This window comes from Cohaesibacter marisflavi (genome assembly GCF_900115225.1).
GTDB classification, from domain to species: domain Bacteria; phylum Pseudomonadota; class Alphaproteobacteria; order Rhizobiales; family Cohaesibacteraceae; genus Cohaesibacter; species Cohaesibacter marisflavi.
Genome location: NZ_FOVR01000001.1, coordinates 531122 through 544650 on the forward strand (window position 1 = coordinate 531122; position 13529 = coordinate 544650).

General features: G+C 54.8%; 13 protein-coding genes. 4 read left to right on the forward strand and 9 right to left on the reverse strand.

Going from position 1 to position 13529, the window contains the following annotated elements; translation table 11 throughout:
- Nucleotides 1-40 precede the first annotated feature (40 nt).
- A complete protein-coding gene (locus BM258_RS02385; protein WP_090068445.1) occupies nucleotides 41-796 on the reverse strand; it encodes an LOG family protein in 756 nt (251 codons plus the stop codon).
- 243 nt (nucleotides 797-1039) lie between these two features.
- Here BM258_RS02385 and BM258_RS02390 point away from each other — a divergent pair, with 243 nt between their 5' ends.
- Nucleotides 1040-2635: an MBL fold metallo-hydrolase gene (locus BM258_RS02390; RefSeq protein WP_090068447.1), complete on the forward strand. Its 1596-nt coding sequence runs from the start codon at nucleotides 1040-1042 to the stop codon at nucleotides 2633-2635.
- Between the two features lie 64 nt (nucleotides 2636-2699).
- Here the strand turns inward: BM258_RS02390 and gph are convergent, their stop codons facing one another.
- Complete coding sequence (gph, locus tag BM258_RS02395) at nucleotides 2700-3356, reverse strand: phosphoglycolate phosphatase (RefSeq protein WP_090068449.1); 657 nt, start codon at nucleotides 3354-3356, stop codon at nucleotides 2700-2702.
- A gap of 275 nt (nucleotides 3357-3631) precedes the next feature.
- Here gph and BM258_RS02400 point away from each other — a divergent pair, with 275 nt between their 5' ends.
- A complete protein-coding gene (locus BM258_RS02400; RefSeq protein WP_090068956.1) occupies nucleotides 3632-4846 on the forward strand; it encodes an alpha-D-ribose 1-methylphosphonate 5-triphosphate diphosphatase in 1215 nt (404 codons plus the stop codon).
- A gap of 157 nt (nucleotides 4847-5003) precedes the next feature.
- Here BM258_RS02400 and BM258_RS02405 read toward each other — a convergent pair whose 3' ends face one another.
- From BM258_RS02405 to rsxA, 7 genes are read right to left on the reverse strand one after another with little or no spacing between them, the layout of a single operon-like run.
- Nucleotides 5004-5264, reverse strand: coding sequence for an RnfH family protein (locus BM258_RS02405; protein ID WP_090068451.1), 261 nt, complete (start codon nucleotides 5262-5264; stop codon nucleotides 5004-5006).
- Nucleotides 5265-5275: 11 nt separating this feature from the next.
- Nucleotides 5276-5971 (reverse strand): electron transport complex subunit E, encoded by a 696-nt coding sequence (locus BM258_RS02410; protein WP_090068453.1) that lies wholly within the window; start codon nucleotides 5969-5971, stop codon nucleotides 5276-5278.
- Nucleotides 5968-6699: an RnfABCDGE type electron transport complex subunit G gene (locus BM258_RS02415; RefSeq protein WP_090068455.1), complete on the reverse strand. Its 732-nt coding sequence runs from the start codon at nucleotides 6697-6699 to the stop codon at nucleotides 5968-5970. The genes BM258_RS02410 and BM258_RS02415 overlap by 4 nt, the downstream gene beginning before the upstream one ends.
- Nucleotides 6696-7787 (reverse strand): RnfABCDGE type electron transport complex subunit D, encoded by a 1092-nt coding sequence (locus tag BM258_RS02420; RefSeq protein WP_090068457.1) that lies wholly within the window; start codon nucleotides 7785-7787, stop codon nucleotides 6696-6698. Before BM258_RS02420 ends, BM258_RS02415 begins: the two co-directional genes overlap by 4 nt.
- Nucleotides 7784-9328 (reverse strand): electron transport complex subunit RsxC, encoded by a 1545-nt coding sequence (rsxC, locus tag BM258_RS02425; RefSeq protein ID WP_090068459.1) that lies wholly within the window; start codon nucleotides 9326-9328, stop codon nucleotides 7784-7786. Before rsxC ends, BM258_RS02420 begins: the two co-directional genes overlap by 4 nt.
- A 12-nt stretch (nucleotides 9329-9340) precedes the next feature.
- The gene (locus BM258_RS02430) at nucleotides 9341-9877 is read right to left on the reverse strand and encodes an RnfABCDGE type electron transport complex subunit B (protein WP_090068461.1); all 537 of its coding nucleotides are present in this window, start codon (nucleotides 9875-9877) and stop codon (nucleotides 9341-9343) included.
- A gap of 49 nt (nucleotides 9878-9926) precedes the next feature.
- Nucleotides 9927-10508: an electron transport complex subunit RsxA gene (gene rsxA, locus BM258_RS02435; RefSeq protein WP_090068463.1), complete on the reverse strand. Its 582-nt coding sequence runs from the start codon at nucleotides 10506-10508 to the stop codon at nucleotides 9927-9929.
- Between the two features lie 301 nt (nucleotides 10509-10809).
- Here rsxA and BM258_RS02440 point away from each other — a divergent pair, with 301 nt between their 5' ends.
- Both BM258_RS02440 and nifA read left to right on the forward strand, forming a co-directional pair.
- Nucleotides 10810-11640 carry an ATP-binding protein gene (locus BM258_RS02440; RefSeq protein WP_175527884.1) on the forward strand — a complete coding sequence of 277 codons (831 nt, stop codon included), beginning with the start codon at nucleotides 10810-10812 and terminating at the stop codon, nucleotides 11638-11640.
- Nucleotides 11641-11665: 25 nt separating this feature from the next.
- Complete coding sequence (gene nifA / locus BM258_RS02445; protein ID WP_090068467.1) at nucleotides 11666-13303, forward strand: nif-specific transcriptional activator NifA; 1638 nt, start codon at nucleotides 11666-11668, stop codon at nucleotides 13301-13303.
- Nucleotides 13304-13529 lie beyond the last annotated feature (226 nt).

Genomic DNA, 13529 nt, shown 5'->3' on the forward strand with positions numbered 1-13529 from the left:
TCCGGGGTGGCCTATATATTCTTGCTGCTGAGAGTTGGTGTCAAACGGCTTTGGTTGGCAAAGAGGTTTGAAGTCCGTGATCCACCATCACCTGCCATGCCTCTTCCGGGGTGTCGACTATGATGAAATGCGCGACATCCTTGGGAGAGATCGTACCATGTTCAATCAGGATGTCGAAATTGATGAGGTTTTCCCAGAACCCCTTGCCCAGCAGAATAATGGGCATGCCAGAGGCCTTGCCTGTCTGCTTGAGAGTCAGGATATCAAATAGCTCGTCGAGCGTGCCAAAGCCGCCGGGGAAGGCCACCAGAGCATTGGCCCGCATGGCAAAATGCATCTTTCGCAGGGCAAAATACTGGAACTGGAAGCTAAGACCCGGCGTGACATAGGGGTTGATATGCTGCTCGTGAGGCAACACGATGTTAAGGCCAATATTCTTGGCGCCAGCTTCATGAGCGCCGCGGTTGGCTGCTTCCATGATGCCGGGGCCGCCGCCGGTGCAGATCACGTTATGATGCGTGCCATTGGTCGGATTAAGCGCGCCACCGCGCTCGGAAACGATGCGGCCCAGTTCCTGCGCCTGCTGATAGTAGGGATGATCCTCTTTGAATCGGGCGCTGCCAAACACTACCACAGTTGACAAGATGCCATGATCCCGCATGCCAAGGTCGGCCTTGGTGAATTCGAGTTCGAGACGTGCCCCGCGCAATTCTTCGCGGCGAAGGAAGTTGACGTCTTCATAGGCGAGCAGGTCATTGGTATTGGTTTGGTCATGTTGAGGTGAATTTGATTGCATAGGTAACAGTCACTTCTCTGGTCGTTGCCAAATGGATGAAAACGGGCGGCGTCTTCTACTTTATAGATAGAACAAGTTGACGCGTTTTTAAGGGAATATGATATAATTATTTCAATGAGATGTTGCGTTCCGTCACCAGCGTGAAAGGATGACAGGCGAGGGGAAAGAACAAACGACAAAGCAAACCTTTTTAAGTCCAAGATCAAAAGGTCGCTCATCAAACGACCGGGAGGAAGTGCGAAAATGGATGTAAGGCTCAAATTCTGTGGTGCTGCGGGCATTGTCACCGGCTCATGCTATCTTGTGCAGACGGCGGGACACAAGTTTCTGGTCGATTGCGGCATGTTTCAGGGCACAAAAACCGTCCGGTCTCTCAATTATGACGGCTTCCCCTTCGATCCGGCAGAAATCGACTTTGTGTTGCTAACCCACGCCCATATCGATCATTCCGGCTTGCTGCCCAAGCTCTATAAGCAAGGGTTCAATGGCCCCACCTACATGACCGAGCCGACCAAAGACCTGTTGGCCGCCATGCTGCCTGACAGTGGCCATATCCAGGAAATGGATGTGATGAACCTTAATCGCCGCAATGCGCGGCGTGGCAAGCCGCAGATCGAGCCCATCTATACGCAGGAGGATGCGCAGGCCTGTCAGGACTATTTCGAGCCCGTGCCCTTTGAGGAATGGATGACGATCGAAGGCATCCGGGCCAAATTCTGGAATGCGGGCCATATTCTGGGGTCTTCATCCATCGCATTGGAAATTCCGTCTGATGATCCTGATGAGAAAAACCTGCGTTTGCTCTTCTCTGGCGATCTGGGGCCTGATCACAAGCTGTTCTATCCCGATCCGGCCGCGTCGAGCGATTATGACTATGTGATTTCCGAGAGCACCTATGGCGGGCGCAATCGCCCGGATGTCACGCCGGACGAAAAGCGCCAGACTTTGCTGGAAGAGATCCAACTCGGCCTTAAGGATAATGGACTGTTGCTGATCCCGTCCTTCGCCGTTGAGCGCACACAAGAGCTGCTCGCCGATATTCTCATTCTGCAGCATACCGGGCAATTGCATGATGTGCCGGTGTTCCTTGATAGCCCACTGGCGATCAAGGCAACGGAGGTGTTCGTCAAGCATGCCGGTGATCTGGAAGATATCGAGAATTTCGTCGATAAACTCGATACATCGCGCATTCATTTCACCCAGAGCGTGGAAGAGAGCAAAGGGCTCAATCGCATCAAGTCCGGTGCGATCATCATGGCTGGCAGCGGTATGTGCGATGCCGGGCGCATCCGCCACCATATCAAGAACCATATGTGGCGCACCAACACCACGTTGCTGCTGGTTGGCTTTCAGGCCGAAGGCTCCCTCGGACGCTTGCTGAGCAACGGGGCCACAAAGGTTCGCATTCAGGGTGAGGAAATCCGCATCCGAGGAAAGGTCCGTCAGCTGGAAACCTATTCCGGCCACGCCGATGGCGATGAACTGATCGAGTGGATTTTGGAGCGCCAACCCATCCGCCACGGTCTGTTCCTGTGTCATGGCGAACAACAGGCCTCAGAGGCTCTTAAAGCCGATTTGATCGCCAAAGGCCTGCCGGAGAAGATGATCACCGTGCCTGCCATTGATGATGAAGTGAACCTGAAGGTCGAAGGCGTGGCCGAATATGCGCCGAACATCAAGCATCGTGTCCAACAGTGTGACGTCTGTGGCTGGGACGCCCATAACGAGTTTGCCGAGCTTCAGATTGATCTTAAGGAAGCCTTCGACAAGCTTGCCGATGAAAAGGCCCGCAGGGCCTTGGCGCGCCGCATCAAGCGGGCACTGGAAGCTGCTGAATAGAGTGGTATGACAATTGATCCGGCTTTCAGCACTCGAAAGCCGGATTTTTCTATTGGTGGCCCGCTTAGAGCTTGCTTTCGACATAAGCCAGAAGCTGGGAAAAGTCCGTAAAGCTAAAGGCATGGGGGAGCTCATCCAGAGGTGTCTGGCGATAGCCATCAGCGTAAAGCGCGCAGTCAACACCGGCGGCTGCGGCCGTAGCGGCATCCACTTCGCTGTCACCGACAAACAGGCAGTCTTTCAGATCAAAGCCTTCATAGCTGACCCAGAGAGGTTCGGGGGACGGTTTGCGCTGAGGTAGCGTGTCGCCGCCAATGACCTTTGTAAAGAATGCCTCAAACCCGAGATCCATTAAAATGATGCGGGTTGGCGCTTCGGGTTTGTTGGTGCAAAGCCCAAGCACCAGGCCCTTGGCCTTGAGGCTCTCAAGGCAAGAGGTGACTCCCGGAAAAGGCTGGGTATTTTTGTCTTCGAGCACCAGATCATAGGTGGAAAGATATTCGCCAATGATGGCCTCACGATTGCTTTCGTTAAAGGTAAGGTCGGCAGCTCTGCAGATTTTCTCCACCAATACCGGAATGCCGTTGCCAACAAATGAGCGCACTTGTGTCAACTCCAGAGGCGCGCAGTCATGCGCTGCCAGCAGTCTGTTGGCTGTGTCATGCAGATCTGGCACACTATCGACCAGAGTGCCGTCCAAATCGAATACAATCGCTTTCATACTGGTTTATTCCTTATTTTCGGGTTGGCTCCCCGGCTCGTTTGGCAAGCCCTGTTATGGGATAAAGAGACTTTCCCCCTGTTGCAATGCCAAGGTGTAAATCATACGCGAATGAGCCCATCAAATGGTGCATAGGAGCCATTTTGCTCTTCCTTTTCTGGAGGATGGAGCGATTCCCGGCTGAAGGGCTGACTATCTGTGCAATTTGTTATCATAGTGACATCAAATCGGTTGCTTGTAGGTGCATCGGCATCGGCATCGGCAAGGAAATTCCCATGCGTGACTTTACAATCATCGGGGCTCAGGTTTATCTGCCAGACCAGATCGTGGAGACCTCGCTCACTGTTGCAGATGGGGTCATCTCCGAGATTGGAGGCCCTGTAAAGGGAGAAGAGATCGACGGCACAGGACGTATTCTTGCTCCCGCATTGATTGATGTGCATGGCGATGCCTTTGAGCGACAATTGATGCCGCGCCCCAATGTCTTTTTCCCCATGGAAGCTGCCATCTTGGAAACCGACAGACAACTGGCTGCGAATGGCATCGCGACCGCCTATCACGCCCTTTCTATCAGTTGGGAGCCGGGGTTACGCAGTGTTGACCGTGCCCGGGAAATGATCGCGGCGCTCCATCTCTGGGCGAACAGGCTTACGGTTGAAAACCGGGTTCAATTGCGTTGGGAAACCTTCTGCCTTGAAGGCATGGATTTGCTCAAGGACGCTCTGGAAGGGCCTCTCACGCCGTCTCTGGCTTTCAATGACCATACGTCTATGGCGATGCTCCACCCCGATGTTCCCCAACAACACCGCCCATTTGAGCATTCCTTGCAGTTCCGCGTTGCGGATGCATCAAGTCCGCTATTTCTTGCCAAAATGGCTACCCGCGCCGAGCGGTCGGGGCTTTCTGCTGAAGAGTATGTGGATTTGATCAAGGATCGTTGGCAGATGCGCCCGAGGGTAAAAGAGGCCATCGCGGAAGTCGGGCAATTGGGGCGCGAGAAAAATGTCCCGATGCTCAGCCACGATGATACGCAGGATGAAACGCGAGATTTCTATCGCCGTCACGGCGCCACGATTTCCGAATTCCCGATGACCGTAGCTGTTGCCGCTGTCGCTCAGGAACGCAGCGATATGGTCATTTTCGGTGCGCCAAATGTTGTGCGCGGTGGCAGCCATCTGGGGGATTCCCCCAATGCGGCAGATATGGTGAAAGCCGGTTTATGCGATATTCTGGCTTCTGACTATTATTATCCGGCGATGCTCGCGGCTATCGCGCGCATGGATGCGGATAATCTCGCTGATCGCCAGACTCTTTGGAAGCTGGTTTCAACCAACCCTGCCAAGGCCATGAAACTGGACGACCGGGGTGAAATCAAGGTCGGCAAGCGCGCTGATCTTGTGCTGGTGGGGTGGCCAAAAGGCCATATGCCGGCCATTCGTCACACCTGGGTTGCCGGTCGCACGGCTTATTGCGCCCTGCCTAGAGGCTAAAGCGAAGAGGCGAGAGGGAGGAGACCTCTTCGGCTCTTTGGACCACATTCAGGGCCCGAGAGGGAAGGGCAACCTGATGTACAGCGCTTCAGCGCGAGCGACCGACCTCTTGGTTTCCTTTTGGTAAATTCGGCGGGATGACAATTCGGGTGTGGTGTTATTGATCGCGCCGTTCAACGAGATCGGGGTCCGCAGTAATAGGGCGGTAGATTTCCACCCGGTCTCCATCCTCGAGCACTTTTCCGAGCTTGGCTATGCGTCCGAAAATCCCAACTTTCTGTGTTTCTAGGTCAATATCGGGAAACTGGTCCAGAAGCCCGGACCTGTGAATGGCTTCCTCTATGGTGCAGCCGTCGGGCATTTCCATCTTCAGCCAAACCTTATGGGTCGGAGTGACATAGGCAACGCCGATATTCATGATGCAGTCTCCTATATCGTGATCTGTTTGCCCACGGGCTCGATCGGGTCGTCATCCATTTGTCGTGCTTTTTCAAACTGATTATCGATCATCCGCTTGCCGACAATAATGAGGCTGAGCATGATGAACCCCCCCGGTGGTAGAATGAGAATGAGAAATCCAGAATAGTCTGGGATGACAGTCATCTCCAAAAAGCTGAAACTTGGCCCCAGTAACAGGGATGCTCCAGCAAAGAGGGTGCCTGAGCCTAGAATTTCGCGCACGGCACCAAGTAGGATGAGTGCAAAGGTGAAGCCGACTCCCATCATCAATCCATCGAGCACTGACGGTAAGACGCGAGCCTTGGAGGCAAAGCTTTCCGCCCGCCCCAGAATGGCGCAGTTGGTCACGATCAGCGGAATGAACAGGCCGAGAATCTTGTAGAGATTATGTAGATAGGCATTCATGAACAGATCAACGATGGTCACCAGACCGGCGATGATGAGCACATAGGCGGGAATGCGGATCTCGGGCTCGATGAAATTGCGCAGCAGCGAAATCAAGAAGCCTGAGGCTACGAGGACCGCCGTTGTGGCCAGACCAAGGCCCAGTCCGTTGGTAGCTGTTCCGGTGACCGCCAGTAGCGGACACAGCGCCAGCGTTTGCGAAAAGAGGATCGTGTTGGTCCAGAGGCCCTCAAGGGTAATTTCGCGATAGCTTTTTGTCATGATCCGCTTCCTTCTTCGCAAATGCCTTTCGGGCAGTGGACGATTTGCTCTTGATGAGCCTTGAAAAATTGCAGACCATTGCGCACTGACAACACCACTGCGCGCGGGGTGATTGTGGCGCCGGAAAGCTGGTCGAAGTAGCCGCCGTCTTTCTTTACCTTCCACTTTTCAGGTTCAGGATCACCAAGCGAACGGCCAGTAAATTGCTTGATCCAGTCTCCGCGAGAGGACTCTATCCGATCTCCCAGCCCCGGTGTTTCCGTATGCATCAAGACCTCAGTGCCGAGCAGAGAGCCTTCCTTGTCCACGCCGATCAGCGATAGGATCGGACCTCCATAGCCTACTGCACTCACCTGATAGGCGACCGCTGCAAAAGCACCGTTTCTATAGGCCGGATAGAGCATGGTCTCGGTGCCGTCAGCGGCTTTGAGGGCGTAGGCATCCTTGACCAGATCATTGTCATGCAAGGCCGCCGGAATGACCTTGGCGAGTGATGATTGCAGGTCTTCCTTTTGTCTAAGGGCGATTGGCTCCAGTGTTGCCAAATGGCTGGACGCGAGAATAAGCGCGCAGATCAGGCAGAACCCACCCAACAGCACTGACAAATAGATCGGGTTATCGCGATGGCGCTCATAGAAAGCTGCAAGTCTTTCACGGCTCTTTTGCCAGGCCGAAGGAGAGGAGTCCGGCGTCTGCAAATTGTTTGCATCGATGTCCGCGTCGCTCATCTTGCCTCTCCCTTCTTGGCTTCTTTCAGCTTGATCGGGTCGCCTTTTCGGGTGCGGCCATAGATGCGCGGCTTGATATAGGTATCAATCAGAGGCACGGTTGAATTCATCAAAAGGATCGCGAAGGCAACGCCTTCAGGATATGCAGCCCAGGTGCGAATGATGAAAGTCAGCGTGCCGACCCCAACCCCGAAAATGATCTTGCCCAGGGGCGAGCCGGGGGCGGTGACATAATCCGTGGCGATGAAGAAGACCGCAAAGGCAAAGGTGCCCGAAACCAGATGCACGAGCGGGCTTGGGAAATGGCTTGGATCGAGCAGATGGGCAAGGCCGGAAAGGGCGCACATAGCTCCGATCATGGCCACCGGTATGTGCCAGCTGATGACGCGGGTAGCGAGCAGAAAAAGGCCGCCGATGAGGGCCAGAATTGCAGAAGTCTCTCCCATTGAGCCGGGTGCAAAGCCGATCACCATATTTCTGAGGTCAAAGGACTGGGCAAGGATCTGCTGAAGCACTTCGCCGCGGCCCAGTTCGGTCTTGATCGTGCCCAAAAGGGACGCGCTGGTAATCGCATCAATCTCAGGATGCCCGCCGAAGGTAATGGCCAAACCGCCAAGAAAGTCCGGGGCAGATTCTGCAAAAATCGGCTGTGGGCCTAGAAACTGGGTCATCTGGATGGGGCAAGAGATCAACAGAACCGTGCGCGCCACCATGGCTGGATTGAAGACATTCTGTCCGAGACCTCCAAAGGCCTGCTTGGCCAGCGTGATCGCGATGATCGAGCCGACAGCCCCGATCCACCATGGCGCCCATGGCGGCAGGGTCATGGCGAGAAGCCAGCCCGTGAGGATGCCCGAGCCGTCCATGATATGCAGCATGACCGGTTTCTTCGCCACTTTCAGGCAGAGGGCTTCGGCGAGAATAGCCGTAAGGACTGTCACTAGAAACAGATAGATGGATGGCCAGCCAAACTGGATAAAGCCGAAGGCGGTGGAGGGCACCAGCGCCAGTAGGACGAGCCCCATGGTGCGCGATACGCTCGCTCCAGAATGGGAATAGGGACCAGCCAGAATTTGGACGTCACTCATGCTTCCGCTCTTACTTTCTCACTTTTGGGTGCTGAAGAGGCCTCCTCCGGGGTGGCTGTCTTGGCTTTGGCAGCTTCCTCGTGTTCTTTCAGCCGTTTCTTGGCAGCTCGTTCGGCCTTCATGCGTGCCATGGCGGCCTGTTTTTCTTTCTTGATCTTTTCCATACGTTCATCATGGAATTGAACCAAACGCTTTGTTTCTTCCTGCTTGTGGGCGGCGCGCTGCTTGGCGGTAAGGCTGCCCTTGGCATAGTTGAAATATTGCACCAGCGGGATGTTGGCTGGGCAGACAAAGGAGCATGAGCCACAGGCGATGCAGTCTCGAAGCCCAATATCGACGGCGCTTTCCAGCTCGTCAGCCTTGATGCGGGCTGCCATCTCATAAGGCATCAACCCGCACGGGCAGGCAGCTACGCAAGAGGTGCAGCGAATGCAGGGCATGATCGGTTTTTGTGATGTTTCCTTGCGTCCCAGCGCCAGAATGCCGTTTGACCCCTTGATGATCGGGGCGCGCGTGCTGGAAACCGGATCGCCCATCATCGAGCCACCAAGCAGCAGCTTTTCAGGTTCATCGATAAAGCCGCCGCAATGCTCGATGATATGAGAGATGGGCGTGCCGATAGGCACTTCGAAATTGCCCTTGCGGGTGATCATTTCGCCGCTCACCGTCACGATGCGCGATATCAACGGGCGACCAAAGCGCACGGCTTGCTGAATGGCAAAAGTGGTGGCCACATTATGAACGATGACACCGACTTCGGCTGTAAGCGCCCGGGCAGGGACTTCCAGCCCGGTTAGAATTTGTACCAGATGCTTGGCAAAGCCGGTCGGGTAGCGCGTGGGTACCTCGATGACCTTGATGTCATAGCGATCCTGTTTGGCGACTTGCTTTTTGAGTGCCTTGATGGCTTCCGGTTTGTTTTTTTCAACGCCGATCAGGGCCTTTTTGACGCCAATCGTGTGGCAGATGATGGCAACGCCGTCGATAATTTCCTCTGCGCGCTCGCGCATCAGTCGGTCATCGCAGGTGATGTAGGGCTCACATTCGGCCGCATTGATGATCAGTGTGTGCAGTTCGGTCCGGTTGCGCAAATTCAGCTTCACGGCAGCGGGGAAGGCGGCGCCTCCCAAGCCGACAACCCCGGCTTCAGCAATGCGGTTGGCAAGGGTATCGGGATCTGTTTCAAAGGGATCAAGCGGCGGAGGAAGTGTATCCCATTCGTCCTCACCGTCTGGCCTTAGTGTGATGGTGGGTTCTGGCAAGCCGGAGGCATGTGGCGCCACAAACCGTCCGATCGCTATGATCCGGCCGGAGGTCGGCGCATGGATGGTTGCCGACACAGCGCCGCGCGAGAGCGCCATTACCTGTCCCTTTTTGACCATATCGCCCTTTGCAACAATCGGGTTCGCCGGCGCACCGGTATGCTGTTTGAGCGGAATGCGCATAAGGGTGGGCAAGGGCATCTGCTCGATCTTTTCATTCTCGGCCAGTTCCTTGCGCCCGTCGGGGTGAATGCCCCCTTTGATCTTGAATAGTCTCATTGGGTCAATCCATTAACTCGCCAGAGCAAGCTCTGGTTTGGGCCAGTGCCAGGTTTGAATGGTGGTGCTTTCCTTGCGCATTGCAATCGCTCCGGTGGGGCAGACATCTGCGCATTTCTCGCAACCGGTGCAGGCATCATCGACGACGCCGTGAATCTGCTTGGAGGCTCCCACGATGGCATCGGTCGGGCAGCGCTTGGAGCATTTGGTGCATCCGATGCAGAGATCTTCAAAGACAAAGGCGATCATTGGGCCGGTGTCTTTCATACTGGAAAGATCAGCCTCAACGCCCAGTTTATCTGCTAAAGCCGTGGCCAGATCCCTGCCGCCGGGTGGGCAGAGGGTCACCTCGGCTTTGTGGTCGGCCAGTGCGTTGGCGGCGTCAGCACAACCAAGAAATCCGCATTGGCCGCAATTGGATCCTGGCAGCATATCTTCGATCTCTCCGGCGATCGGATTGCCTTCCACGCGTAAATAATACGCAGCCAATCCCAGACCGCCGCCAATAAGCAAACCCAAAGCCAAAAGAGCGCCTATCGCTGCCAACATCGTCAAATCCTCTTAAGTGCTACATTCTGTGCGCATGAATGATCGGTTGCTAGTGAGATACCAGTCCCGCAAAGCCCATGAAGGACAAGGAAAGAAAGCCTGCGGTTAGAAAGGCAATCGGGGTGCCCTTGAACAGGGTTGGAACATCGGCCAGCTTGATGCGTTCCCGCAGTCCGGAAAACAGGATGAGAACCAGAGAAAAACCGAGAGCCGATCCCAACCCAAACAGAACGCTCTCAAAGAAGGTATGGTCTTCCTGAATATTGAGCAGCGCCACGCCAAGCACCGCGCAGTTGGTGGTAATCAACGGCAAGAAGATACCAAGCCGTTGATGCAAGACCGGTGAGAATTTGTGAATGGCCATTTCCGTAAATTGCACGATGGCCGCGATCAGTAAAATCAGGGTCAATATGCGAAGATATTGAAGCCCCAGAGGCTCGAGGATCAGCGTTTCGACAACCCACGCAGCCGTTGCGGCCAGCGTCAGCACAAACGTTGTGGCAAAGCCCATGCCGAGTGCCGCGGACAATTTGTTCGACACGCCCATGAAGGGGCACAGGCCCAGAAACTTGACCAGCACTACATTGTTGACCAGCGCCGTTTCCAGAAGGATCAGCAGTGTATGTTCCATGCGGTCAATCCATTCGCCTTGGTTGAAAAAGGGTTTGATGGAGAGATTGCATCAACCATGCCAAACCGGCAGGTTGGCCCCTCCAATGGTGCAAAACGGGCTGATTTCTGCCGGTGCCAGCTGCGGGGGGCAGCCCGGTCAATTCTGATGCATTTGCTACAAAATTGCGCGAGTGACGCGCTGTATTGTCGCAAAGACGACAACCAAGCCGCGCAAAACGGCTCTAACCCGCCAAATTACATTCGGCACGCTTGTTGCATCATTCTTTTGTATGGATTTGATACGGAAGCGACAGGCCGCCATGACAGAACAACTCGCAAATCGTGCTCACGCACCTTTCTACACCGTTGAATGCGCCGCGCGCTGCCAGTTGGTGGAGTTCCAGAAACAGGAATATGAGAAAGCCCGTTTGAATGCGGTGCGGGCCAGAATGGCTGAAACAGAGATGGAGTATCGCACCCGCGAGGTGATCGACGGGGCACTCTATTTGCTGCAAAAGCCGCTCAATGTCATGACGGCCCTTTCCAACAACTTGCAACGTACGGGATGCAGCACAAAAGCGCCTGGCTGCATGCCTATGGGCTGCGCTCTGGATGAGGCTCTTGATTCCGGTCAAGAAGCTGCGCGGACCTTAAGGCTTTCACTACCCAACGATAAAAATGTCCCGCATACGCCAGTCAATATGAACGAAGCGATAAGGGATTGCCTCATTATTTCAGCCGACCGGATCGATGCCAGCGGCATTGAGGTCGACTGGCGAGCCAGTCCGGAACTGCCGATGATCTATAGTGATGAAGTCATCATTCGCGTTCTGCTCCGGATGTTGCTCGACAATGCCATCAACGCCATAGGGGAGAATGGCGCGACCGCCCGCTCGGTTAGCGTCATATCGCGCGTTGGTGCCGATAGAATGGTTGAAGTCAGTATTCAGGATTCCGGCCCCGGTATCGACCGGGCCGCCAGAACAAAGGTCTTCGAGCCATTTTATACCGCTTGGCAGTCAGGCCCTCACCATGCCGGTTTGGGCTTGGCTATTGCCAGACAGATCGTGGCAGACCTGCATGGTGACATCGAGATCCGGGAGAGCAACGTGCGCGGCTCCACCCTCTGTGTCAGCCTGCCTGCCTGTTAGTCCTCCCTAGAAGATTGCGAGCATCATGAGCATTCAGTGTCCAACGACGTCGGATGAAGTCATCAATCACGAAGATGGTTTATGCCCAAAGCCCGTCTTTTGTGCTTTCTATCGAAGAGAACTGGAAACCCTATACAAAGTAAGCCAACTGCTGGGCCGTTCCCTCAATTTGCATGATACGGCACGAGAAGTGCTGCGACTGCTGCATGAAGAAGGGCGATTGCATTATGGCATGATCTGTCTGCTCGACAAGGAGAGCGGACTGCTACGGATCATCGATATTCATCAGGACGAAGCCACCTTTACCAAGAATGTCAGCTACTTGCCCGGCGAGGGCATTGTCGGCTCCATCTTGAGCGAAAAGAAACTGATCGTTGTGCCACGCATCGCCGAAGAACCGCGCTTTCTGGATCGTCTCGGTGTCTATGATCCGCGCCGGCCCTTTATCGGTGCGCCCATCTTTCTGGGCTCGAATGATCCCGTCGGCGTGTTCGCTGCGCAACCGAACTATGCGGACAAGTTTCTCGAAGACAATGCCAAACTTATGCAGATGATTGCTTCGCTCATCGGGCAGGCAATCTTGCTGTCCAGCTCGGTGCAGGAAGAGCAGGAAAAACTGCGCGAAGAACGCGACAGCCTGCGTCGGCGAGTGAAGCGCCAGCATGGATTTGAAAATATCATCGGCGAAACCGAGGCCATGCGGCTGGTGTTCGATCAGGTGCGCATGGTCGCCAAATGGAACACCACTGTGTTGATCCGAGGCGAGAGTGGCACCGGCAAGGAATTGATTGCCAACGCCATCCATTACAATTCGCCGCGCGCCAATGAACCCTATCTCAAGCTCAATTGCGCCGCATTGCCGGACAATCTGCTGGAGTCGGAATTATTCGGTCACGAGAAGGGCGCCTTTACCGGCGCGACCTCCATGCGCAAGGGGCGCTTTGAACAGGCCGACGGCGGAACGCTGTTTCTTGACGAAATCGGCGAAATCACGCCCGCCTTCCAATCCAAGCTTCTGCGTGTATTGCAGGAGGGCGAATTCGAGCGCGTCGGTGGCAATAAAACCCACAAGGTGGATGTGCGCATCATCGCGGCCACCAACAAGGATCTGGAAGCTGCCGTGGAAGCGGGAGACTTCCGCGAAGACCTTTATTATCGCCTCAATGTGATGGCCATTCAGATGCCATCTCTCAAGGATCGTATGGATGACATTCCAGAACTGGCGCGATTCCTGATTGGCAAGATCAGCCAGCAGCAAGGTCGGCCACTTTCGCTCAAGGATAGTGCTGTGCGTCTTCTCATGCGACACAGTTGGCCCGGCAATGTGCGTGAGCTGGAAAACTGCCTGGAACGTGCCTCGGTGATGAGCCCAAATGGAATCATTGATCGCGATGTGGTTTCTCTCTCCGGCCTGCCGGAAAAGACACTTGTCGGTGTACCGGCCCAACCTTTGCCGCCGGTCTTGAAAACTCCTGCCGCCGAAGAAACGACATCGGCGGAGAAGGCTTGGCAGAATGAAGAGCTGGATGAACGCGAGCGGGTGATCGCTGCTCTGGAAGAGGTTGGCTGGGTGCAGGCCAAGGCCGCTCGCCTGCTGGACATGACACCGCGCCAGATTGCTTACCGCATCAAGATACTCGGAATCTCGGTCAGACGCATCTGACCGGGATACCTTCTCCTGCTTTCTGCTTTCATAGTGAGCCTTCGGGCTTTCTCCTACAGGCAGATAGAGTAAGGCATTGGTCGGTATGCCACAAAACCCGCCCCACGCTTGACGCGTGATTGTCGGAACTGCGACAAAACAAAATATCCTATTCCTTCCTGAAAAATTATATATTTCAATGATATAGTAAAAATTCTGCGTCTGGCACAGCCTTTGCAAATCTTTC